The organism is Stenotrophomonas sp. Steno-Z1, assembly GCF_056393175.1.
Genome location: NZ_JBWJPB010000010.1, coordinates 55,787 through 79,656 on the forward strand (window position 1 = coordinate 55,787; position 23,870 = coordinate 79,656).

A 23,870-nucleotide genomic window follows, 5' to 3' on the forward strand; every position below is an offset into this window, starting at 1 on the left:
ATGTCATCACGCAGTAGAGTGGTCTGGCGCGAAGGCCTGTTCGTCAAGCCACAACACTTCCAGCAGGAAGCGCGCTACTTCGAGAGCCACGTGCACCAGCGGGTCAGCAGCGTGGCCGAGCACCTGTATGGCTTCACCGAGCTGGAGATCAATACCGAGTACCTCAGCTTCGGCAAGGTTGCACTGCTGCGCGCGCGTGGCGTCATGCCCGACGGGAGTGCCTTTGACCTGCCAGCGGAAACGCCGCCGCCACCGCCGCTCACGGTCTCGGACATCTCCGCGGTCAACCAGACCGTGTACCTCGCACTCCCCTTGCGTTCGGAGGGCACGCTGGAGGTGCAGTGGCCGGACGTCCACGTCAACCGGCGCTATGCGGCCCGGCAGGTCGACGTGCGCGACGTCCACAGCGAGGAAGGCGATCACGTCACCATGGATGTGGCCAACCTCAACGTCCAGCTGATGCTGGAGCGTGAAGATCGCAGTGCATTCACCTCCATCCCGATGGCCCGCATCCTGGACCGTCGTCCCGACGGCAGTCTGGTGCTGGATGACGCGCACTATCCGACGGCGATGTCCATCCAGGCCGTACCACCGCTTGCGCGATTCCTCGGCGAGGCTGCCGGGCTGATGCGCGAGCGGGCCCGGAACATCGCAGCGCGTATCGGCTCGCCGAGCCAGTCCGGGGTGGCCGACGTCACCGACTTCAACCTGTTGCAGGTGTTGAATCGGCTGCATCCGCTCTTCCAGCATCTGGCGCGCTGCCGCCATCTGCATCCCGAGGCGCTCTACCGCGAGCTGTGCCAAGCGTGTGGCGAACTGGTCACGTTCACCGACGAAGGAAGGCTGCCGGCCGAGTACCCTGCTTACCAGCACCACGATCTGCGTGAATCGTTCCGCGCGCTGGAAGAGACGCTGCGCCGTTCATTGAGCACCGTGCTGCAACCGCGGGCGGTCTCCATCCCGATCCTCAAGCAGAAGTTCGGTGTGCTGAGTGCTCCGGTGCAGGACAGTCGCCTCATGGATGGCGCCGAGTTCATCCTGGCTGTGCGCGCCCGCATGCCGCTGGAGCGCCTGCGCCAACTGTTCGTACAGCAGGCGAAATTGGCCTCCATCGAGCGCATCAACGAACTCATCAACCTGCAGTTGCCGGGTATCCCGCTGATGCCCTTGCCGGTGGCGCCACGGCATCTGCCGTACCACGCCGGGTTCACCTACTTCCAACTCGATCGTGGCAATCCGGCGTGGCAGATGATGCACGGCAGTGCCGGTCTCAGCTTCCATATCGCCGGCGATTTCCCCGAGCTGGAAATGCAGTTGTGGGCCATACGAAATGAATGACATGAACCCGTCAGACGCCCTTGGGCGGTATCGCTTCGACTCGCCTGCGCATTCGATCGCGGACAAGGCCGACATCGCCTTCGAGACGGTGGCCGGCATCGACCACGACGCGGACCTGTGGTTCCAGCTGCGTGGGCACAGCTACAACCCGCTGGTGGATGCGGCGATGCCGCTGTTCGGACTCGCGATCCGCATCCGGAAGATGGACATGGACGCCGACGTGCAGGCGCTCTACGAGCGCGTCCACACCCAGATCGCCGCGATTGGCTTGGAAGTCCGCGGTCTCGGCTACGACAGCGGGGTACTGGCGTCCTACCAGTACTGCCTGTGCACGTTTCTCGATGAAGCCGTGATGGGGACGGTGTGGGGCGCAGAGTCGGTATGGGCGCAGCGCTCCCTGTTGAGTGCGTACCACCAGGAAACGTGGGGTGGGGAGAAGTTCTTCACCATCCTCACCCGCATGCTGATGGAGCCGGAGCACTACAAGGACGTGCTGGAGTTTCTCTACCTTTGCCTGTGCCTTGGCTTCAAGGGGCGCTACCAGGTCCGGGATGATGGCAAGGACGAGCTCAAGCACATTCTCCAGAAGCTGCATCGCGTCCTGCGCCAGATGCGCGGCGACACGCCCGAACACCTGGGGGAGGGCGGTAGCAATGCCGCACCGCGCAGCTACCGCTTCGCGCGCCGCATGCCTTGGTGGACACCTTGGGCGGTGGGCGCAGGCGTGCTCGTAGCCGCTTACGTCGTCTACGCCTTCCGCCTGCGCCTGGTGACGACCGAAGTGCTGCAGGCGCTCGACAGGATCCTGGCCTGAGCCCCTGTCCACCTACACCGCTTCGCTTCCATGGACCGCACCACATGATCCGCATTGAACTCCCAACCCTGATGGCGCGACTGAACGATCCCACGCGCCACGCGCTGGAGGAGGCCAGCAGCCTGGTCATCAGCCAGGCCGGCGCCGAAGTGACCGTGCCGCATCTGCTGTTCAAGCTGATGGACAACCCGTTCAGTGACGTACGCCTGATCCTCAAGCAGGCGTCGCTGCAGGTGGACGCCGTGAAGTCGAGCCTGGCCGAGGGGTTTGAGCTGCGTAGCGCGCAGGAAGGCCAGTACCCGGTGTTCTCGCCGCTGCTGATCGAACTGCTGCAGGAAGCCTGGCTGCTGGGCTCGTTGGAACTGGGCGAAGACCGCATTCGCAGTGGTACGGTGGTGCTGGCTGCTCTGCTCAACCCGTCCCGCTACCTGCCGCTGCCGGCCATTCGCAGCCTGGATGTGATCAACCGCGAAGCCCTGCGCAGGCAGTTCAACCAGGTGCTGGTGGATTCGGCCGAGGCACCGGCGCAGGCATCGGACAGCGCCCCGCTCATGGCCGATCCGGGTGAGGCGCAGACGCCACTGGCGAAGTACGCCATCAATTTTTCCCGGCTGGCGGTCGACGGGCACATCGATCCCGTCCTCGGGCGCGATGTCGAGATCGATCTGATGATCGACATCCTTTCGCGCCGTCGCAAGAACAATCCCATTGCAGTGGGTGATGCGGGCGTGGGCAAGACCGCCGTGGTTGAGGGCCTGGCGCTGCGCATCGCGCAGCGGCGCGTGCCCGAACCGCTCAGGGCGGTGCAGTTGTGGGGCCTGGACATGGGGGCGCTGCAGGCCGGCGCGTCGGTCAAGGGCGAGTTTGAAAAGCGGCTGAAGGGCGTGATGGAGCAAGTGAAGGCCTCGCCCGTTCCGATCGTCCTTTTCATCGATGAGGCGCACACCATGATAGGCGCCGGCAATGCGGCCGGTGGCAGCGACGCGGCGAACCTGCTCAAGCCCGCGTTGGCCCGCGGCGAAGTGCGCACCATCGCAGCGACCACCTGGTCCGAATACAAGAGGTACTTCGAGAAGGATCCCGCGCTGTCGCGGCGCTTCCAACTGGTCAAGGTGGCCGAGCCGACCGTAGAACAGGCCGTGCACATGCTGCGCGGACTGCGCGCCGTCTACGAGGCATCCCATAAGGTCTACATCAGCGACGCAGCGCTGCATGCCGCGGCGGCGCTGTCGGCCCGCTACGTGTCTGGCCGGCAGCTGCCGGACAAGGCCATCGACGTGCTGGATACCGCATGCGCGCGGGTGGCCACCGCGCTCGATGGCGAGCCGCGCCGCCTTGCAGCCATTGATACGGCGCTGGTGCAGGTCGACGCCGAGGCGGAACTGCTGGTGCGCGATGCCAACGCGGGCCATGCCGTTGACCCGGACCGGCTTCAACTCTTGTCGGCGCGCCGCACCGGCCTGGAACAGGAGCGCCAGCGGATCGCCGGTGCCTGGGTGGAACAGAAGGCTCTGGTCGAGCAGGTCCTGGCCAAACGGGACGCCATGGAATCCGTTGCGCCGGAAGAGGCCGACGTACCGCGCGAGGCGCTGGCCCTGCTGGTGGAGCAACTGCGCCAGGTCCAGCGCGACGGCGCGCTGTTGCATGCCGACGTCGGCGAAGAACAGATTGCCCAGGTCATCGCCGGGTGGACCGGCATCCCGGTGAGCACGCTCAGCGGCGATGAGGTCGAGCGTCTGAGGCAGCTGTCCGACGTCCTCGGGGCAGACGTGAAAGGGCAGGGCGATGCGATCGACCATATCCACCGCCACCTGCTCACCGCCATGGCCGACCTGCGGCGCCCCGGCACGCCCCTGGGCGCATTCCTGCTGGTCGGTCCCAGCGGCGTGGGCAAGACCGAAACGGCCGTGCGGGTGGCCGAACACCTGTTTGGCGGGCGCCAGTTCCTGACCTCCATCAACATGTCCGAGTATCAGGAAAAGCACACGGTCTCGCGCCTGTTGGGCGCCCCCCCGGGGTACGTAGGTTTTGGTGAAGGCGGGGTGCTCACCGAGGCCATCCGGCAGAAGCCCTATTCGGTGGTGCTGCTCGATGAAGTCGAAAAAGCGCACCCGGAGGTGTTGAACCTCTTCTACCAGGCCTTCGACAAGGGCGAGGTGGCCGATGGCGAAGGCAGGGTCATCGACTGCCGGAACATCCTGTTCTTCCTCACCTCCAACCTGGGCTTCGACGAGGCCGACAGCCGGCTGGAGCGCCTGTCCGACGATGCGCTGCGCCATCACCTCTCGCGCTTCTTCAAGCCGGCGCTGCTGGCGCGCATGCAGGTGGTCCAGTACAACGCGCTGGATGAGCACGTGCTGGCCGACATCGTCGACCAGCGCCTGGCCCGGTTGCAGCAGCAGTTCACTACCCGCTACGGTGCGCAGCTGCGGGTGACCGACGCGGCGCGCGACATCCTCAAGGCACGCTGCGTTCGCCACGCCAACGGTGCGCGCATGCTTGATGCCGTCATTGATGGCGAACTGCTGCCCCCGCTGTCGCTGTCGGTGCTCAACCGCCTGGCCAGTGGCGAGCGGTTCGCTGAGGCGGTGGTCGATGTGCAGGAACAGCAGTTCGTGGCGGCGCTGGCGTGAAGGATGCCAGCGACATGGACACGTTGTCGGCGCTCGGCGTCGTCCAGGCCACTCTGGCCGCGTCCGGGTTCGCCGCGCGGGCCAGTGCGATCGTCGCTACCGTTGCCGCACTGCCGACCTCCGCACTGCAGGCCGTTGCCTGCTTCCGTCTGGATGACAGCGGGCGCTCGCTCCTGCCGGTCGCCAGTTGGGGCGCCGCGCTGCAACAGCTGCCGCAGATCGCCATGGACGATCTCCAGCACCCGGCGACGTACTGCCTGGTCCAAGGGCGCGCGTGTATGGTCAGCGATGCGCTGGCCAGCGTTCACGGCGACCTGGCCGGTCTGGCGGGCCTGATGAAACGAAGTGCCGCGTTGCTTGCCTTCCCGCTGCGTGATCGCGAGCGCGAACGGGCGCTGGGTGTGCTGCTGCTCGCCGGTAGCGCAAACGAACTGCGTCGTGTCCAGGCGAGTCTGGAATGGCGAGCCCTGCTGGGCGTGCTCCAACGGCTGCTCGCGCAGGCCGGCACGCAGGACCATTCACCATCGACGTCGGTGCGACCGTCTGCGCCGGTCCTGGCCGACGGCGCGGCGCGGCGCGTTGAGGAGGGGCTGATCGGCACCAGTGTCGTCGCGCGCCGCCTGCGCGCCGATGTGCTGGCGGCCGCCGAGTCGAGGCTGTCGGTACTCATCACCGGTGAAACCGGCGCGGGCAAGGACCATGCCGCGTGGCTGATCCACCGCTCGTCCCCCCGTGGCGAAAAGGCCTTCGTGCCCCTGAACTGCGCGGCCATGGCGCCCGAGTTGATCGCCGCCGAACTGTTCGGTGCCGCCAAGGGCGCCTATACCGGTGCCGACCGTGCCCGGCAGGGGCTGGTGGCAGCGGCCGATGGCGGAACCCTGTTTCTCGATGAGATTGGCGACATGCCCCTGCCACTCCAGGCCACGTTGCTGCGCCTGCTGAACGGGAAGCGCTACCGCCCGCTGGGCGAGGTCGAGGAAAAGCACTCGGACTTCCGCCTCATCTGCGCTACCCATCAACCGCTGGCCGACATGGTGCGCGATGGGCGCTTCCGCGAGGACCTGTACTTCCGGATCCGCCAGTTGACGCTTGCGCTGCCGCCCCTGCGTGAGCGCCGCGCGGACATTCCCCTGCTCGCCGCCCATGCCATCACCTGCCACAACCGCGAGCACCGCACCGCCGTGACCGGGCTGTCGGCCGACGCACGCGCCGCGCTGCTCAAACATCCGTTTCCCGGCAACGTCCGTGAACTGCTGACCCTGATGCAGGTGGCGTGCGAGCGGGCACGGGATGCCGAGCTCATTGAACTGGGCATGTTGCACGGCCTGCTGGCCGACCCGCCTGGCGATGCCACACCGCCAACTCACGAGACCAGCGACCATCTGCCGCTCACCCGAGCCTGCGAGGCCTTCGAGCGGCGCGTCATCGCCCAGCGCCTGCGCCATTTCGACGGCTCGCGCACCCGTACCGCGATCAGCCTGGGCATCGCGCGGCGCACCCTGATCTACAAGTGCAAGCGTTTTGGCCTGGAAGAGAGCCCATGAACACCATTGAACGACTGATCGCCGGGCTGCTGATGGCTGGGGCCGGGGCAGCATCCGCCCAGAGTGCCCCTGCACCGGCCGCGTCACTGTCGGCGTGCACCGGCATTGCATCGGCGTTGCAGCGCCTGGAGTGCTTCGATCGAATTGCCGGTACGCCGATGACCACGATAAGGGCCAGCCTGCCGGCGACCCGGTCCAACGTGCCGGAGATTGTCGCTGCCATCGCCATCCTGGAGAAGGGGCGTCCGCCTGGCGACCTGCGGTTCCGCATGCTCGAGTCGGACGAGCGCGGCCGCCAGCGACGTGTATTGATATCGGCGCCGGCGATGAACCGCCCCGCGCCGCGCCCGCTGCTGACCCTTGCCTGCATCGACAACATCACCCGCCTGCAGTTCATCGTTCACCCGCCCGTACAGCGCCATCAGGTCAAGGTCGCGCTGCGACTGGATGGGCGCATCGCAGCACCGGAACAGACCTGGCAGGTCCTCGAAGACGGCCGCCTGGTCGATGCAGGGCGTGGCCTTGCCGGCATCGAGGTGGTGCGCCGCCTGGGATCGGCGGCGCAGGTGGAGGTCGCGAGTGATCTCCCCGCGCTGGATGGCCTGCGTTTCGATGCCGAAGGGCTGGATGCGCTGATTGCCGCCCAGCGCAAGGCCTGCCGGTGGTGACCACGATGAACGAGCAGATTGAAGAGCTTGTGCAGCCGATCTCGTCGGCGCAGCCACAGGGACATTTCGATGAGGAAGACGAGCTGTACGTGGCCATCGACATGGAGATGGTGAAGCTCGGCGGCCTGCAGGCGCAGACGCTGGACTGGGCCATGGTCGAACAGGCCTCCACCCGTTACCTTCGCGAGCGTTGCAAGCATTTCCGGATCATGGGCCATCTGGTCAGCGCCTGGTTGCGCGACCATGAGTGGGAGGGCTGGATCCGGGCGACCTGGCTGACCGCGGCCATGGTCGATGCGTACTGGCTTGGCGGCTATCCGCGCAGCGGGGCCAACATACTGGTGGCCCGGCAACGTCAGTTTGCCGCAGGAGGCGAACGGCTGTTGCAGTCACTCAAGCAACTGCAGGCCGCTGGTCATTCCGACGAGGTGGGGGCGCGGGCCTCGGCGGCGGTGGATGCGTTGGCGCAGGCCGAGCAGAAGCATGCCATCGCGCCGTCAGTGGCCGCACGCCTGCAGCCGGCGCTGCGACTCGCGGCCGAGGCGGCCAAACGCTCCCCTTACGAGCCCGCACGCCCCGAGAGGACGCCTCCGCCGCCGGGTGGAGCGGACACGGTGAACGCCGGGTTCTTCACCACGCGAAGCGGCTCCCCCCTGGGCAACGAGCGCGAAACCCGCAGCCTCTACCTGAAGCTGGCCGAGTTCATCAACCAGCAGGATGCGTACGAACCCACCGGCTACTTGCTGCGTCGCCATGCGCTGTGGTCGGGCATCCTGAGCACGCCACCGGTGAAGCGCGAGCAGCGCACCGAATTGATGTGCGTGCCGGTGGATGTCGGTACCGAATACCAGGAGGCCGTTGCAGGCAGCGCGATCAGTCCGGCGCTGCTGCTGCGTATCGAGAAGAGCCTGGCTTCCAGCCCCTACTGGCTGCGCGGCAGCTTCCTCGCCGCCACCGTGGCGCAGCGACTGGAGATGCCGATGGTCGCACTGGTGATCAAATCGGCCGCCGAGCGCTTCGTGCGGCGCCTGCCTACTCTTCGCGAGCTGCGTTTCAGCGACGGCACGCGTTTCATCGACGACGACGTCTTCGCCTGGCTGTCGGCCGCGGGCCACGGCCAAGGCACCTCGACCGGCCCGGCGCCGCGTGCGGTGCCTCACGGCGCGCCGGGTGACGCGCCGGCGGCCGACGAAGCAATGGATACCGTCCTGCAGCGGCTGCAGTCCGGGCAGGTCGCGGGCACAGCGCCACGCGAGCGCCACTACGCCAGCGCCGCCGCTGCCGATGCGCTGGCCGCGCGCGGCCTGAGCTGGCTTGCACAGGACATCTATGCCGGCGTGGCGCGCGCGATGACCGAGCAGACCGCCAGCCAGTGGGAGCCCGGCCTGTTCGACCACGTCGTTACCCGTAGCGGTCAACGAATCCAGTAACCCAACGGATGATCTTTTTCAGGGAGTAAGTGGTATGTCGGTCAAACTGGGCGGTTTCAACCGAGCCCGCAGCGCGTGGCGCGCAATCAGTCGCCACCTGAAGAACGCGGCGCCTGTGCTGCTGCTTCTCGGGCTGGCGTTGGTCATGGTCGCCCTCTGGTGGCTCGGCCCGCAGTGGCAATGGAAGGACGAAAAGCCGCTGTCTCCCTTGTCGGTGCGGTTGGCGCTGAGCGTGTTCCTGGTGCTGATCCCGGTGGTGGCCTGGGCATGGGGGATGCACACACGTTACCGCCGCCTGCAGGACGAACAACTGCGACGCGAAGCGGCCGTCGCCGATCCGTTGCAGGGCTTTGAAGCTGCCCAAGAGCGGGCGCTTGACGACGCGCTGGAGATGCTTCGGCAGAACCTGCACACACGCGATTACCTCTACAAGCTGCCCTGGTACGTGGTGATCGGACAGGAGAATGCGGGCAAGACCAGCTTCATCAACCGTTCCAACCAGAGTTTCTCGCTGACCAGCGTGACCAAGGCCGGCAAGCGCCCGTCGCGCGGGATCGAGTCACCGCTGAAGATCGACTGGTGGATCAGCAATGATGCCGTCCTCATCGACCCGGCTGGTGAGCTGATCAGCCAGCAGGACGTGGAGCAGAGCGAACTGCACCCGGACCTGCCGCGACGGCTCTGGACGCACTTTGTCGGGTGGCTCGGGCGTAGCCGGGCCCGGCGCCCGCTCAATGGCGCCATCCTGATCGTCGACCTTGCCACCCTGCTTACCCAGACGGCGAGCGACCGCCTCGCGCTGGCCGTGTTGATCCGTGCACGCCTGCGCGAACTGATGGAACAGCTGGGCACGCGCCTGCCCATCTACGTGGTGCTCAGCAAGTTCGACCTGGTGCGCGGCTTCGACGCCTTCTTTGCCGGGCTGCCGCGTGCAGCCCGGGAGAACAGCCTCGGCTTCACCTGCACCCTGAGCTCGGTGGACGACTTCGACGCCTGGATCGAAGAGCTCAGCCAGCAGTACGACACCTTCGTCAGCAATCTCAACGAGCAGGTGTTCGACGCCATGGCGGCCAAGGCGGACCTGGCCGAACGCGAGGACGTGTTCGTGTTCGCACGGCAGATGGCCGGGGTGAAGCCCGCGCTGTTCACCTTCCTCTCGGAGATTTTCGAGAGCGATCGCTACTCCACCCCCGCCCTGGTGCGCGGCATGTACTTCTCGTCCGTATACCAGCAGGGCGTGCCGGCCAATGCCTTCGTCAATGCAGCGGCAACCAGCTATGGCGTGACGCCGGCCGTCTCCAGGGCGCTGCCCATCGGGCGCGCGACCACCTACTTCACCGATCGTCTGTTCCAGCGCATCGTGTACCCGGAGGCTGGCCTGGCTGGCGACAACATCAGCGTCCTGCGCGGGAAGCGCCGGCTGTTGTGGGTCAGTTCGGGGGTGGTCGCGGCGGGCTGTGTGGTGGTGATCGCGGGCTGGCACTACCACTACACCGAAAACCGGCAGCAGGCGTACGCCGTGCTGGACAAGACCCAGGCCTACTCCGGCAGGCAGGTCGACCAGCGGCTCGACCCGACCGGGCGCAACCTGCTCGCGCCGCTGAACCAGATCCGCGATGCCGTGGCCGTGTTCGACGATTATCGCGCGGCCTGGCCGCTGGTGTCCGGCATGGGGCTGTACCAGGGGCGAACCATCGGCCCCAAGGTCGATGCCGCCTACATGCGCCTGCTGGGCCAGCGCTTCCTGCCGCAGCTGGGCATTGGCGTGATGGAGCGCCTGAGCGCCGCCGAGCCCGGCAGCGACGAGCGGCTGGCGGCCCTGCGTGTGTTCCGGATGATCGAGGACCGCGACAACCGCAACGCGGCTCTGGTGGAAGGATGGATGGCACGCCAGTGGCAAGAGGCGTTCCCCGCCGACGGCGCGACCCAAGGGCAGTTGATGCGCCACCTGGATTACGCCATGAAATACGTCGATACCGACCTGCCGCAGTACCGGCAGATGGTTGCCGAGGTGCAGGCCGAGCTGCGCCAGGTGCCGCTGCCGCAGCGGGTGTACGCCACGATGAAGCGCGATGCCTCGGCCGTGCTGCCGGCGCCATTGGATCTGCATGGGGAAATCGGTCCCGTGTTTGACATCCTGTACCGCCAGCCGGAACCTGCGGCAGCGCAGGCAGGCGCGTCCGCGGCCAACCCGCTGCGTATCGACCGGTTGCTGACCGGCAAGGGGTTCAAGGACTACTTCGCCGTCAACAGCAAGGACCTGACCCGGCTTGCCCTGATCGACCAGTGGACGCTGGGTTACCGCGCTGGCCTGAAGTATTCCGACGAGGACAGTCGACAACTCACCGCACAGGTCCGCGACCTGTATACCGCCGATTACATCGCGACCTGGCGGCAGGGGCTGAACAGACTGACTGTCACCGACTTCCGCGACGTGGACCACGCCGTGCTGGTGCTGGAGAACGTGACCAGCACCGCGCAACCCCTGCAGCGGCTTCTGGAAACGGTCGATCGCAACACCCGCATCTTTGCGCCGCTGACAGCCGGGACCCCTGCTGCCGTGGCCGAAGCAGAGAAGAAACTGGCCGAAGACCCCGACCGCCTGCAGGCCGCGCGGATCGAGCGCGAGTTCGCCTCGCTGGCAGGTCTGCTAGCGGCCAAGGGCGACCAGCCGGCGTACCTGGACGAAACCAGCAGGGCCGTGCTTGCCCTTTACGACTACATGAAGACGGTGCAGAACAGCCCGGACCGTGGTCAGGCCGCGCTCAATGCCGTGGTGGGCCATTTCAAGCTGGAAGGCACCGACCCCATTTTCACCCTCAAGCGCATGTCCAACGGTCTGCCCGAGCCCCTCAACCGGCAGGTAGGCAAGCTTGCCGACGAAAGCGCGAAAGTGCTGATGGTTGAGGCACTGCGCGAACTTGAGAAGCGCTGGGACCAGCAGGTGTACGGCTTCTACCAGGAGCGACTGGCCGGCCGCTATCCGCTCAATCCGGCCAGCGCGCAGAATATCGCGCTGCAGGACTTCGACGCGTTCTTCGGGCCGCAGGGGCGCCTGCAGGTGTTCTACGACAGTTACCTCAAGCTGTTCTTCGAGGACAACTACCAGGCGCTTTACTCGGAGAGCCAGGGCGACTACCTGGTCAATGCGCAGGTTCGCGAGCAGCTGATGGCGGCGCAGCGCATCCGCGAAGCCTTCTTCGACAACCGTGGCGCGCTGGGCGTGCAGTTCACCGTGCAGCCACTCGCCTTGTCGGCCGACCAGCTCAACAGCGTGCTGAACGTGGACGGCCAGCTGGTGTCCTACGCCCACGGCCCGCACATGGCGACCGGACTGATCTGGCCCAATGCGCTGCGCGAGGGGGTGGAGAGCAAGGTCACCGTGGTGGGCGCCGCCGGCAGCACGCGTGCGATTCGCTTCCAGGGTCCATGGGCATGGTTCCGCCTGCTCAGCCAGGCCCAGCTCAATGGCACCACGGCCGGCAGCGTGGATGTCAGCTTCAAGGCCGGCGAGGGCAGCGTGCGGTACCGCATCACCGCCGACAAGCCCGTCAATCCGTTCACCCAGCGCATCTTCAATGGTTTTGTGCTGCCGCGCACGCTGCTGCGCGCCGGCGTGCAGGCGACGGAGTCGAAGCCCACCCAATAGCGGCACGTGGCTGACCACGTGCGCATAAAGCTGCGCTCGAAAAGCCTGTTACATCAACGGTCTTCGGCTGAGTGCGCAAGGCATTGCGCACTCAGCCGCGCAAACACGCTGCAACGACGGATGCCGCCTTGCAGCGTTCCCTTGTACTGCGGCGTTCCAACCACTTGGCACGGATCTTGGTTTACCACCGCAGCCAGTATTGGCCCAGCCGGGCGGAGCCCGGTTGGAACGCTTTGAACTCCCAATCACAAAGGACGACGTCGATATGCCAACTCCCGCTTACATCTCCATCCACGGCAAGACCCAGGGCAACATCACCGAGGGTGCGTTCACCTCCGACTCCGTCGGCAACGTCTTCGTTGAGGGCCACGAAGACGAAATCCTGGTGCAGGAAGTCAAGCACGTGATCACCGTGCCGACCGATCCACAATCGGGGCAGCCGGCCGGGCAGCGCGTGCACCGTCCGCTGAAGTTCACCTGCGCCCTGAACAAGGCGGTGCCGCTGTTGTACAACGCACTCGCCTCGGGCGAAGCGCTAACCACCGTGCAGCTGAAGTGGTACCGCACCTCCATCGACGGCAAGCAGGAGCACTTCTTCAACACGCTGCTGGAAGACGCCACCATCGTGGAAATCAATACCCACATGCCGCACGCGCAGGATCCGGACAAATCCGACTTTACCCAGCTGATCGAAGTGAGCCTGGCCTATCGCAAGATCACCTGGGAACACACCGTGGCCGGCACCTCCGGTTCGGATGACTGGCGCGCACCGCTGGAAGCGTAAGCGCGTGATGCCGGGTGGGTGCCGCACGGCGGCGCCCACCCACCTGCCTGATGCAAGGAATCCCCATGAAACCCGTTGTTCTGGTCGGCCATCGCCATGAATGCCCCCTGCATGGCACCAATGAAGTGACGTCCGGCGCGGCCAGCGTCCTGTTCGACGCGCGCCAAGTGGCCTGTGTAGGCGATACGACCGGCTGCGGCGCGCGGATCACCAGTGGCGCCAGCAGCGTGACGGTTGAAGGGCGGCAGGTGGCCTGCGAGGGCGATCGGACCGACCACGGTGGAACGTTGGTGGAAGGCGAGCCTGGCGTGTTGATTGGTTGAGGGACTCGTCCCGCCTGCATGGAGATGACCGTGGCACCGCAATCCGAATACCGTTTCCGGCTTCAGCTTCCTGATGGGCCGCCCTTCGACGTGGTCCGCTTCGAACTCACCGAAGGGCTCTCCCAACCCTTCCGCCTGTCCCTGGCGCTGTCCTGCTTCCAGCATGACATCGACCTGGACGCCCTGCTGGACGGCCCGGCCACCTTTACCATCTCCCGCGACGGCCAGCACGTGCGCGAGGTACATGGCATCGTCACCGCGTTCGAGCAGGGCGATACCGGATTCCGCCGTACCCGGTACCGCGCGGTGATCGAACCGCCGCTGGTGCGACTGGACCTGCGCCGCAACAGCCGCATCTTCCAGCGCGTTGCAGTGCCGGCCATCCTCAAAACCCTGCTGGACGAACAGCGCGTGCCGGCCAGCAGCCTGGAGATGCTGCGCGAGCGCGAGCACGTCCAGCGCGAGTACTGCGTGCAGCACCGCGAGCAGGACCTGGCCTTCTTCCAGCGCCTGGCCGGCGAGGAAGGGCTGGTGTATTTCTTCGATGCCCGCGCCGACTCCCGGCTGGTGCTCACCGATGCCCTGCTGGCAGGCCCCAGCCTTCCGGGCCCCGACGGCGCACTGGGTGCCGTGGCGTACCAGCCCAGCCCAGGCGGCGACGCAGCCGGGCCGGGCCTGCGGCGCTTTGCCTACCGCCGGCAGATGGCCAGCACCCGCGCCACCCAGCGCGACTACAGCTTCAAGAACCCGCCGTACCGCTTCGAACACCAGGCCCGTGCCGTTGACGGCATTGGCGACTATGAGCACTACGACGCGCCGGGCCGCTACAAGCACGACGACGCCGGCAAGCCGTTCACCCGCTCACGTCTGAGCGCGCTGCGCCGCGACGCCACCCTGGCCGAGCTGGAGGGCGATGACGCCCGCCTGTGGCCGGGCCTGGCCTTCGCCCTGGACGGGCACCCGAGCAGCAGCCTGCCGCGCAACTGGCGCGTGGTCGGCATGCGCCATGAAGGCGAGCAGTCCAGCGGCCAGGAAGAAGACAGCGTCGGCGCCGAACAGGGCAGCCGCTACCACTACACCGGCACCGCCGTGCCCGACAACGCCGACTGGCAGCCGCAGCCATGCCCGCGCCCGGTAATGGACGGGCTGCAGGTGGCGCACGTGGTCGGTCCCCCGGGGGAGGAGATCCACACCGACGAACACGGGCGGGTGATGGTGTGGTTCCCATGGGACCGCGAAGGCCCCAGGCAGAACAGCAGTTGCTGGATCCGGGTCAGCCAGGGCTGGGCGGGGGCGAGCTACGGGATGATGGCGCTGCCGCGCATCGGCCACGAGGTGCTGGTGAGCTTCCTGGACGGCGACCCGGACCAGCCCATCGTCACCGGCCGCAGCTACCACGCGACCAACCGGCCGCCGTACGACCTGCCCAACCTGAAGACGCTGACCACGATCAAGAGCCAGGAGCACAACGGCGGCGGACACAACGAACTGCTGATCGATGACACCAATGGTCAGATCAAGGCCCAGCTCAAGAGCACCCACGCCGCCACCCAGCTCAACATGGGCTTCCTGACCCACCCGCGCGGCATGGACGGCAACGGCACCCCGCGTGGCGAAGGCTTCGAGCTGCGCACCGATGCCAGCGGCGCTTTGCGCGCCGCCAAGGGCTTGCTCATCACCGCCCACGAGCGCGCCGGGGCGGGCAGCGGACAGTTGGACCACGCCGAACTGGTGGAGTGCGTAAGCACGTTGGCGAGCATGGTGAAGACTCTTGCTGACACCGCCGCGCAACACCAGGCACCGCCGATGGACCACGGACCGCGCGACGCGCTGGTCAAGGCTGTGGAACAGCTGGGAGCGGGGGCGAACGATCGCCAGGACCAGGCTGGCAGCGAGCCGATAGTTGCTTTGGCCGCACCAGAGGGAATCGCGTTGGCGACGCAGAAGACGGTATTGATCGCCGCCCGGGAGAACGTCGAGGTGTCGGCGCAGGACGACCAGGTACAGAGTGCTGGCGGGCAGGTGCTCGTCACCGCCGGCGGGGGAATCAGCCAGTTCGCGGTCGATGGCGGCCTGAGCCACATCGCCCATCGCGACGATGTGCGCATCCAGGCCCAGCATGGCAACGTCACGGTGGATGCGGCGCAGGCCATTCACCAGCGTGGCCAAAGACACGTAATGCTTACCGCGGGCGAGAAAGCGCTGATCGAATGTGGAAAGAGCGCACTGATGCTCAACCCGGACGGGCGTATTGAGCTCTTCGGAACGCAGTTGCAGATCCACGCAAAAGTGCAGGTCCTCCCGCCGGCCTCCGTGCAGAGCTCGGTGCCATCCTTTGGCGAGATCGACACGGCAGGCCAGTTCGTCCTGCGCCAGGCCGATGGCGAACGACCGGCCGCAAATCGCCGTTACCGCATCTCCCTGGAGGACGGCAGTGTCGTCGAAGGGATTACCGATGCCAAGGGACTGACAGAACGACTACAGAAGGATGCACTGCGCATCGCCGACATCGAGGTGCTCCATGACGACAACTGACAACGCTCCCGGGCGCCGGGTGAGTGCCACCGGAACACTTCGGACCGCCCCGGGCGGCGTCGTGCAGCCGGTGGTTCTGCCGATGCCCAAGCCGGGCATCGTGATCCTGGTTCACGGGGTAAATGACGTGGGCGAAGCATTCGCGAACCAGGAGCTTGGCATCTGCCTGGGATTGAGCGAGCGGTTGGGGCGGGTGGGCAAGGGAGCATCCAAAATGCTGCTTGACCATGCCTACTACCGCACGCCCCGGAAGAAGACCCCGGAGCAAGAGGAGGATAGGCATGCTGCTGACCCCGACGCGGTGTACTACCGGCGGCACCACACCAAGGCCGCCATCACCCAGAAGGCGATGCCCAACAGTGTGGTGATCCCGTTCTATTGGGGGTACCGGGAGCAGGAAGGGCTCGACAGCAGGACTGGAAAGCCTTGGATCGACAAGAAGCAACGACACGGTGAGTATCTGGACCGCTATGGCAATCGCCTGGACAAGGACAGTGCCAAGAACGGCGGCCCGTTCGCCAATGCCACCAACAACATCCCGGCCATGTGGTCAGCGGGTTTCAAGGCGCTGGTAGGTGAGGCAGGTAGCACCAAGACACGACCACTGCTCAGCGCTGGTCCGCGCAACTACATGGTATTGGCCGCGCAGCGGCTGGCGATGCTGGTACGGATGATCCGCGCCAAGCATCCGGACGACACGATCAACGTGGTGGCCCACAGCCAGGGTTGTCTGATCACGCTACTGACCAATGCACTGCTAAACGAATCCAATGATCGCCCCATCGACACCTTTGTAATGAATCACCCGCCCTACTGTCTTGGCGAGTTGATGATCGACAAGATTACGCTGGGTGATCAGGTGGAAACGGCCGAAGCACGGCTGAGCACGCTGGCCGGCATCGTCCGCTTCATAACCGAGACGCCACACCAAACACCCGCATTCGAGTCATTGGCCGAGGCAGGCCAAAGCAGTTCGGGCAACGCTGTGGTGACGGGCAAGGATTGGAAGCCGACATGGGCGCTCAGAACCCCGCAGGGTGAGGGCAAGACTCCGCAGATGTTCGGCGAGCGCGACAACCGCGGGAAGGTCTACCTGTACTTCTGTCCCGACGACCAGACCGTGGCGGTGCTGAGCGTGCAGGGCATTGGCTGGCAGGGCGTGCCCGACACCATTTCGATGCTCACCACCGACAGCTACCAGCGGTGGAGGAAAAGTCAGTTGATGATGCGTGGCAGCCACGAAAAAGACTACATGGTGGTGCGCCCAGCGTTAGATGCCTTGGGCCCCCGGTTCAAGCAGCGCTGCTTCACCAAGCGCCTGCGCGATGGTAAGCCACTGATGATAGGCGCCGCGTTGGCTGAGTATGAGTTGGAAAGGTGGCACGAGTTCACCTGGTCCGACACCACGCTGGGTACGTTCATCGATAAGGCGGCACGCGCAGGCTTCAGTTCCGGCCAGAAGGTACGCATCACGGGTGAGGTGCTGAGCCCTCCGGTCCGCCCCCGGCTGGGCGGTGACTGGGACGACATCTCCCCTATCGATGCATCCATCGCAGTTACTCGCGACAGGCGGATGATTCTGGATTGGGAGACGTTTCCGGGTGTGGTGGAGCGCGTGGCTTTGCGCTCCCCCCATGCGCTTCCCGGTGAAGAGATCAAGTTGCTGGAGCAGCAGTGGAACTCGGGCAAGGATGTGGCAGATCAAACCGAGATCAGCTATGCGCGTCACGCTGGGCGCGGCGTGGTCCAGATAAGGCGCCGCGAGACGCCCAACGAGACGCGCAGGCGCTGGATGGATACCGAGAAGAGTGAAGACAACAAGAAGTCCTTCCACTCCAGCATCGTCGCCGAGGCCCAGCACAGCCGCGAGGTCACCGCCTATGACCTGGGCATTGGACAAGCGAAGTGCATCGATGATCCGGTCTACTACCTGTATCTGTGCCTGGTGGCTGATTGGCGGACTGATTGGCAGGAGGCTGAGACCCATTTTGAGAAGAGCCATTCGCTGTCAGAGACAGAAGTGAAGTTGTACAGATCTGCGTTCGCGTTACGCGATGAGGAAACCGGCCACGCCCGTGAGCTGATCGATCAGACCATTGCCTACCGGAACACTGGTCGACTGCCTGCCTGTGCCACCTGCGTCCTTCCCGAGCTGGTGGTGTCGCAGACCCTTGCTGATCGCGAAGCGAACAAACGCCCAAAGGATGGGGGTACTGCCCGATGAAGCCACTATTCCGCAGTCGCTGGTCGGCCTTCTTGGTGTTTGCCTTGGTTGGTATCACTCCCGCGTGTAGACCCGAGCGCCCCGATCCGGCCGCGTTTGATCGTGCTCCACCGCCTCCGGCCACCTATGACCGCAGCCAGCTCCCCAGTGACTTTGCGGGCTTGAGCCACTTCAACCATCCCGGCGCACCGGCGCCCATTGCCCTACCGGAGCCGCCCATCATGGAGCCAAGCAACCGCCTGCAAACCCTTGATGTCATCAGCGTTGGCCTGTCGGTGGAGATGTTCCGCCAGGGCAACGTGTTGAAAGAGGTACAGAAGGCCTCGGACTTCCACAGCAACGTATTGCCGCCTCCGGAGTCGCAGAAGTATCGGCATTCTGACGATCCGGGCGTTTGGGCAAAGCGACAGCACGACGTACTGGAGCTCGTACTGAAGCCCATGATTGAGGCATGGCCCATACCGTCCGTTCTGGTGACCGAAACGCCGCCGAAGGATCGTAGACCGTCCATGTGGGAGATCGAGAAAACGTGGATCGACCACATGCGCATGCCCGCGGGTTTGCATTGGACCCAGATCAACCAGTTGGACGTGGTTTACAACGACACGCCTGAAGATGTGGTCGAGGCCCTCTTCCGCACCTTCGAACGGCATCCGGATCTTCCAGCGATGCTGGTGTACGTGGAGGGGCCCTCGGGCCATTATGAGGACGGCAAGCGCGTAAGTGATGCGCCTGTAGCGACCTATGTCGCAATGGTCGTCGCCCGGCGTGAGCGGGTCGAATGGCTCCGGCCGTGGGCGCCGTATACGAAGATGAACGTGGACAAATGGTGGCCGCAGTTCAATGGTTGGGAAAGGTCACCTCCACGCGATTTCGAGCCAACGCCCTTCTTCCCGACGCCGTGGACGCGCACCCACTTCAAACAGTGGGATGCGCTGCCCACGCTGTCACACCTGCATCGGCCCGTGGTCGCAGCCCTCGTCGATGACGAGGGTGCCAGGTTGAAGCGCAAGCAACAGGAAGCGGCACTGTTGGCTGGCTGGAAAGAGGCAACGCAGGTTGCAGCACCTGACCGTGTGTTCTTTGATGCAGGCAAGCCAGGGGGCGGCATTGCCACGCTGAGCCCGGTGCTCACCGCCGCGCAGTCGGAGCTGGATCTGATCGATCCTCAGGAGGGCATCGACCTGAGCGCACGTTTGGGTGATATGAGCGCAGCCTCGCCCTTTGTGGGGCTGGTGCTGGCGACGATGGCCACGGCCGAGTCGGGCACGGCCAGCATGGTGGTGCCGCTGAGGCGCAAGGACCAGGCCACCTTCATGTTGGTCACGCCGCCCACAAGCAAGCCCCACGGTGATGCCTTCGACGTAAAGCTCATGCCGCAGCTTTCCGAGGGGCAGGACATGCTACGCCAAGCCCCGCCAGAGCCCGAGCGTGAGCGGGTAGCACCTGCTTACAACAGTGATGGTGAACGGGCCAATGGGCTGGCCGGCATGCTGGCGTTCTCATTGTTCGCCAACCGTATCCGCATGGACCAGTTGGCGCCGGAATAGCGCCGGCTGCGGGCTGGCGCATGCGGGATCACTCCGCCTGCGGGTGGGCTTTCTCCCAGGCGATATGCACGTCGGCCAGTTCGTAGAGCTGCTCGACCAGCGCCATCGGCAGGCCGTCGTCGTAGTCCTCGTCGTAGGCGTCATCAAACGGATCGATCTGATGCTCGCCGTCCACGGCCTGCAGCATCTGTGTCGGGACGCGCCGCAGCTCGTCCGCCGAATGCTCGCGCGGGCCGGCACCGTCCCACGCGTTCGGATCGAAACCGATGCCGTGGTCGGCATAGAAGCCATCGAGGTAGCGCTGCTGCACCAGGCCGATGAACGCATGCGCATCGCGCTCGTAGTCGGGCACTGCATCCAGTGTGTCGTACTGGGCATGCCAGCCCGCGCCCACGCTCCAGAACAGCATCAGCGCCGTGGCCCGGTCCAGGTCGGGCTGGTCGGCCAGCCATTCCAGCGCGCGCAGATTGTCGCTGTAGTTGGAGCGGGCCACATAAAGATGGCGCTGTTCCGGCGTGGCCTGCAGCAGGTGCGCGTGCAGCAGCGCCACTTGCCGGCGTCGTAATCCTGTTCGTTCATTGCTTGCTGTCCAAGCCGTTGCGGTACGCCACGCATTGTACGTGCGGTGCCTGCGGCGATCATGCTCGTGCAGGTTCTGCGGGCTGGTTCGCATTTCATACGCCGCACGCCGTCGCGTAAGAATGCTTTCATCTTCCGCTCGCATGATGGTCACGCACCTGCATCGCGCAGGTCACCACCTCATCATGCAACGGATCACCATGCTCACCCGACCCCTGACGATCGCCGTGGCGATTGCGCTGTGCGCCGCCAATGCCCACGCTGCCGATGTGGACGCCACCACCGAGGCCAACGTCGCGCTCAGCGCGCAGACCCTGGACACCGTGTCGGTGATCGGCCAGGGCGAGACCCGTCAGGTCCAGCGCATCACGGCCGTGGACAAGGAAGTGCTGCCGCCGGGCACCAGCGGCCAGAAGATCCTCGACCGCCTGCCCGGCGTGTCGGTGCAGTCCAATGACGCGTTCGGGGCCAACGAGGAATCGCAGAGCATCACCCTGCGCGGCTTCGACAAGAGCCGCCTGGGCTACACACTCGATGGCATTCCGCTGGGCGACAACAGCTACGGCAACTACAACGGCCTGAGCATCGCCCGCGCGCTGATCGCCGAGAACCTGGCCGGTGCCGAACTGTCGCAGGGTATCGGTTCGCTGGGCGTGGCCTCCACCAGCAACCTGGGCGGCACCATCCAGTACTTCTCGCAGGATCCGTCCACCGAGTTCGGCGGTCGTGCCAGCGTCACCGTGGGCGATGACAACCAGCGTCGCGGTTACCTGCGCGTGGACACCGGCGACCTCAACGGATTCTCGGCCTATGTCTCCGGCGTGCACCAGGAGGCGGACATGTGGGCCGAGCCGAACCAGAACCAGACCACCCGCCAGTTCAACGCCAAGGCCGTGTGGGCCGTGGGCGACAACCGTTTCGGCGCGTTCGCGGCCACCTCGCGCGTGAGCCAGGCCAACTACGCCTACCTGTCCAAGAGCATGCTCGCGCGCGGGCTGGGCTACGACTGGAACATCTACGCCCCGGACTGGGATCGGGCGGTGGCTGCGGCCTACTGCGCGCCGGGCACGTACAACGCGCAGAAGTGCGCCTTCAGCGGCGGCGTCAACAGCATCGACGATGCGTACTACCAGAGCCGCGCGCTGCGCGACGACAACCTGTATTCGCTGGATGCCGACCTGGCATTGGGCGAGACCTCGCGCCTGAAGCTGCTGGCCTACCACCACGAGAACCGCGGCCAGGGCCACTGGTGGGCACCGGGCCAGCCGTCCAACCCGGGCACCGCGCAGGCGCTGCCGATTTCCATCCGCAGCACCAACTACACCATCAACCGCCAGGGCATCACCGCGGCGCTGAGCTGGCAGTGGGGCATCCACGCGCTGGAAGCGGGGCTGTGGTATGAGCGCAACGACCACAATGTCGAGCGCAATTTCTACTACATCACCGGGCCGTTCCTGGATGACGGCTACCTCAACTACCCCGACCGTCGGCTGTTCGACCAGGACTTCGACATCCGCACACGCCAGTTCTACGTGCAGGACCGCATGCGTTTCCTCGATGACCGCCTCACCGTCGATGTGGGCATCAAGAGTCCGAACACGCGCATGACCGCCAACGCCAAGCCGGGCACGGAAGCCAGCTATGCCTCGGGCACGCTGACCGCGAAGGAATCGGTGCTGCCGCAGGCGGGTATCGGCTTCAAGCTGAGCCAGAACCAGGAGCTGTTTGCCTCGTACTCGGAGAACATCGCGGCCTTCGTGGGCGGCGGCAGCGGTGGCCCGCTGCAGGTCTCGCCGGAATCGTTCGCGGCCAGCGCCGGGCTGGAGCCGGAGAAGTCGAAGACGCTGGAAGCCGGTTTCCGCACCTTCGGTGAGCGGTACCAGGCCTCGATCGCGGCCTACCACGTGATGTTCGACAACCGCCTGCTCTCGCTCAACCCGTGCACCAGCATCGAGGTGGGGACGCGGCCGGAGTGCATCACCCGCTTCATCAACGTGGGCTCGGTGAAGAGCCAGGGCGCGGAGCTGACCTTCATCCTCAAGCCGGTCGACGGCCTGCAGTGGTACAACGCGCTGTCCTGGAACAAGTCCACCTACGAGGATGACTACACCTCGGGCGGGGCGATCGTACCGGTGGCGGGAAAGATCACGGTCGATACGCCCGAGCGCATGGCCTCCAGTGAAATCAGCTGGAACCGCGATGGCTTCTTCGCCAGCCTGCGCGCGAAGTACACGGGCAAGCGGTATTACACCTACACAAACGACCAGTCGGTGCCGGGTGTGACCACCTTCGATGCGGGCATGGGGTATTCGTTCGGGCCGGGCATGGGCCTGCGCGACATCAAGGTCTCGCTCAACGCGACCAACCTGACCAACAAGCGCTACGCCGGCCAGCTCAGTTCGTTCGCCCCGACCGACCCGACCGGCACCCGCTACGCGATCCACGCCAGCGCGCCGCGCCAGCTGTTCATGACGGTTGCTGCGGAGTTCTGATCCGGTGGGATAGCGCAGCCACGCATGGCGTGGATCTACTGAAACCCAGTAGATCCACGCCGCGCCTGCACAGTCCGCAGGACAGGGCTCTGAACTCGTTGGCAAGGGAGCACTAAACTGCAGGTGTCCCGACAATGGAAGTGCCCCTTGACCCCCGACGAGTTCGACCGCGCCTCCCGCGCGCTGCTGCAGGACTACCTGCTGAAGGCATCTCCCGAGCAGCGCCACATCTATGTCGCGCGCCGCAACTACGATGACAGCCCCGAGCTGCTGGCTTGGCTGGCGGATCGCAGCGAGCTGGATCGCGCGACGGCGCTGATGATGTACTGGTCGCTGGGCGCGGCCTGGTTCACCCAGTACGCCGCTGACGGCGACGTACCCGAGCATGAGCGCGAGGCCTATGCGATCGTCCGCCGCATCGAGCAACGCTACATCGATGGATTCTATGCGGGCCGTGGACTCGCCTTCGACCCGGGCAACTGGCCGGGCCCTTCGATGGGTGACTATCCCGGCCTGGTCATGCGTCGCAACGTCCCGGATGCCATGAGGGTCGCGGTGGTCGGCGGGCAGGCCTGCGATCCCTTTGCAGAGGCCGTCGACACGGTCTTTGATGACGGCCTGCCGCTTGCGCTCGCAGCGCAGCTGCACGACATGGCCGCTGGCGTGCAGCCTGATCGTGGTCCGGCCTTGGGCGATGCCGTAGCCGGCGAGATCGACATCTGGGCCGACGTGACGCCGCTGACGCTCTTACCGTTGGCGACGGCCGCGGATCCGGGCTGGGCGGTACTTGAGACCTTTCTTCGCCAGGCATCACCACAGGAATGCCACCAACTGATGCTGTTCGCTGACACCAGCGCGCTATCAGACGCGCTGCAGTGGTTGCTGGAGCAGCCGACACTGGCTGCGTCCAGCGCACTGGCGTTCTACTGGAACCTGGGCGCGTCGTGGTACGTCCCCTTCGCTACTATCGAGGATGTGCCGGAATCGCACCGCTACACGGCGGCGGTGCTGAGACGGATCGAGCAGCGCCTGGCTGATGACGGTTACGCGGACCACGGGCTGGGTTTCGACCTGGCTCGGATCCGGCCGCGTTTCCCCACGCGTTGGCCGGGGCGGGACGAGCGGCGCGCCATCCCCGGGCAGATGTGGCGGCCACGTCCGGGCCAGATCGTGGACGAGTCGGACGACGTGGATTTCATCACCGGCCTGCCGGAAGACATTGCCGAGGCGCTGGCGAACGCCCGCGGGTAAAGGATGAAGCATCCGCGGGTGGCGTGGATCTACTGAACCGGCAGATCCACGCCGCG

The 23,870-nt window shown here is 65.6% G+C and carries 15 protein-coding genes; 14 read left to right on the top strand and 1 reads right to left on the bottom strand.

Translation table 11 applies throughout. The annotated features are described in order from the left end of the window. From tssK to AC06FD_RS18730, 12 genes are all read left to right on the top strand, one after another. Complete coding sequence (gene tssK, locus AC06FD_RS18675) at positions 1-1,338, top strand: type VI secretion system baseplate subunit TssK (RefSeq protein ID WP_478078608.1); 1,338 nt, start codon at positions 1-3, stop codon at positions 1,336-1,338. Position 1,339: 1 nt separating this feature from the next. Further along, entirely contained in the window at positions 1,340-2,152 is an 813-nt protein-coding gene (icmH, locus tag AC06FD_RS18680) for a type IVB secretion system protein IcmH/DotU (RefSeq protein WP_478078609.1), read from the top strand. A gap of 44 nt (positions 2,153-2,196) precedes the next feature. Continuing rightward, positions 2,197-4,785, top strand: a complete 2,589-nt coding sequence (tssH, locus tag AC06FD_RS18685; protein ID WP_478078610.1) for a type VI secretion system ATPase TssH — start codon at positions 2,197-2,199, stop codon at positions 4,783-4,785. 14 nt (positions 4,786-4,799) lie between these two features. Beyond that, positions 4,800-6,329 (top strand): sigma 54-interacting transcriptional regulator, encoded by a 1,530-nt coding sequence (locus tag AC06FD_RS18690; RefSeq protein WP_478078611.1) that lies wholly within the window; start codon positions 4,800-4,802, stop codon positions 6,327-6,329. Next, positions 6,326-6,997 (top strand): type VI secretion system-associated protein VasI, encoded by a 672-nt coding sequence (vasI, locus tag AC06FD_RS18695; RefSeq protein WP_478078612.1) that lies wholly within the window; start codon positions 6,326-6,328, stop codon positions 6,995-6,997. The genes AC06FD_RS18690 and vasI overlap by 4 nt, the downstream gene beginning before the upstream one ends. Positions 6,998-7,002: 5 nt before the next feature. Beyond that, on the top strand, positions 7,003-8,427 hold the full coding sequence (tssA, locus tag AC06FD_RS18700; RefSeq protein WP_478078613.1) for a type VI secretion system protein TssA: 1,425 nt from the start codon (positions 7,003-7,005) through the stop codon (positions 8,425-8,427). 34 nt (positions 8,428-8,461) lie between these two features. Then, positions 8,462-12,076 (top strand): type VI secretion system membrane subunit TssM, encoded by a 3,615-nt coding sequence (tssM, locus tag AC06FD_RS18705; protein ID WP_478078614.1) that lies wholly within the window; start codon positions 8,462-8,464, stop codon positions 12,074-12,076. Positions 12,077-12,341: 265 nt separating this feature from the next. Next, positions 12,342-12,860, top strand: a complete 519-nt coding sequence (locus AC06FD_RS18710; protein ID WP_394164103.1) for an Hcp family type VI secretion system effector — start codon at positions 12,342-12,344, stop codon at positions 12,858-12,860. Between the two features lie 65 nt (positions 12,861-12,925). Next, the gene (locus AC06FD_RS18715; protein ID WP_394164102.1) at positions 12,926-13,183 is read left to right on the top strand and encodes a PAAR domain-containing protein; all 258 of its coding nucleotides are present in this window, start codon (positions 12,926-12,928) and stop codon (positions 13,181-13,183) included. A 30-nt stretch (positions 13,184-13,213) separates the two neighbouring features. Continuing rightward, a complete protein-coding gene (locus tag AC06FD_RS18720) occupies positions 13,214-15,718 on the top strand; it encodes a type VI secretion system Vgr family protein (protein WP_478078615.1) in 2,505 nt (834 codons plus the stop codon). Further along, positions 15,705-17,942 (top strand): T6SS effector phospholipase Tle3 domain-containing protein, encoded by a 2,238-nt coding sequence (locus AC06FD_RS18725; RefSeq protein ID WP_478078616.1) that lies wholly within the window; start codon positions 15,705-15,707, stop codon positions 17,940-17,942. The genes AC06FD_RS18720 and AC06FD_RS18725 overlap by 14 nt, the downstream gene beginning before the upstream one ends. Continuing rightward, positions 17,939-19,492 (top strand): type VI lipase adapter Tla3 domain-containing protein, encoded by a 1,554-nt coding sequence (locus AC06FD_RS18730; protein ID WP_478078617.1) that lies wholly within the window; start codon positions 17,939-17,941, stop codon positions 19,490-19,492. Before AC06FD_RS18725 ends, AC06FD_RS18730 begins: the two co-directional genes overlap by 4 nt. A 28-nt stretch (positions 19,493-19,520) precedes the next feature. On the opposite strand, the gene AC06FD_RS18735 is transcribed toward AC06FD_RS18730, so the two are convergent. Next, complete coding sequence (locus AC06FD_RS18735; protein ID WP_478078618.1) at positions 19,521-20,042, bottom strand: DUF4274 domain-containing protein; 522 nt, start codon at positions 20,040-20,042, stop codon at positions 19,521-19,523. 229 nt (positions 20,043-20,271) lie between these two features. On the opposite strand from AC06FD_RS18735, the gene AC06FD_RS18740 reads away from it, so the two are divergent. Together AC06FD_RS18740 and AC06FD_RS18745 are read left to right on the top strand one after the other, a co-directional pair. Continuing rightward, positions 20,272-22,563, top strand: a complete 2,292-nt coding sequence (locus AC06FD_RS18740; RefSeq protein WP_478078619.1) for a TonB-dependent receptor — start codon at positions 20,272-20,274, stop codon at positions 22,561-22,563. Between the two features lie 147 nt (positions 22,564-22,710). After that, positions 22,711-23,814: a DUF4274 domain-containing protein gene (locus AC06FD_RS18745; RefSeq protein ID WP_478078620.1), complete on the top strand. Its 1,104-nt coding sequence runs from the start codon at positions 22,711-22,713 to the stop codon at positions 23,812-23,814. Positions 23,815-23,870: the final 56 nt, after the last annotated feature.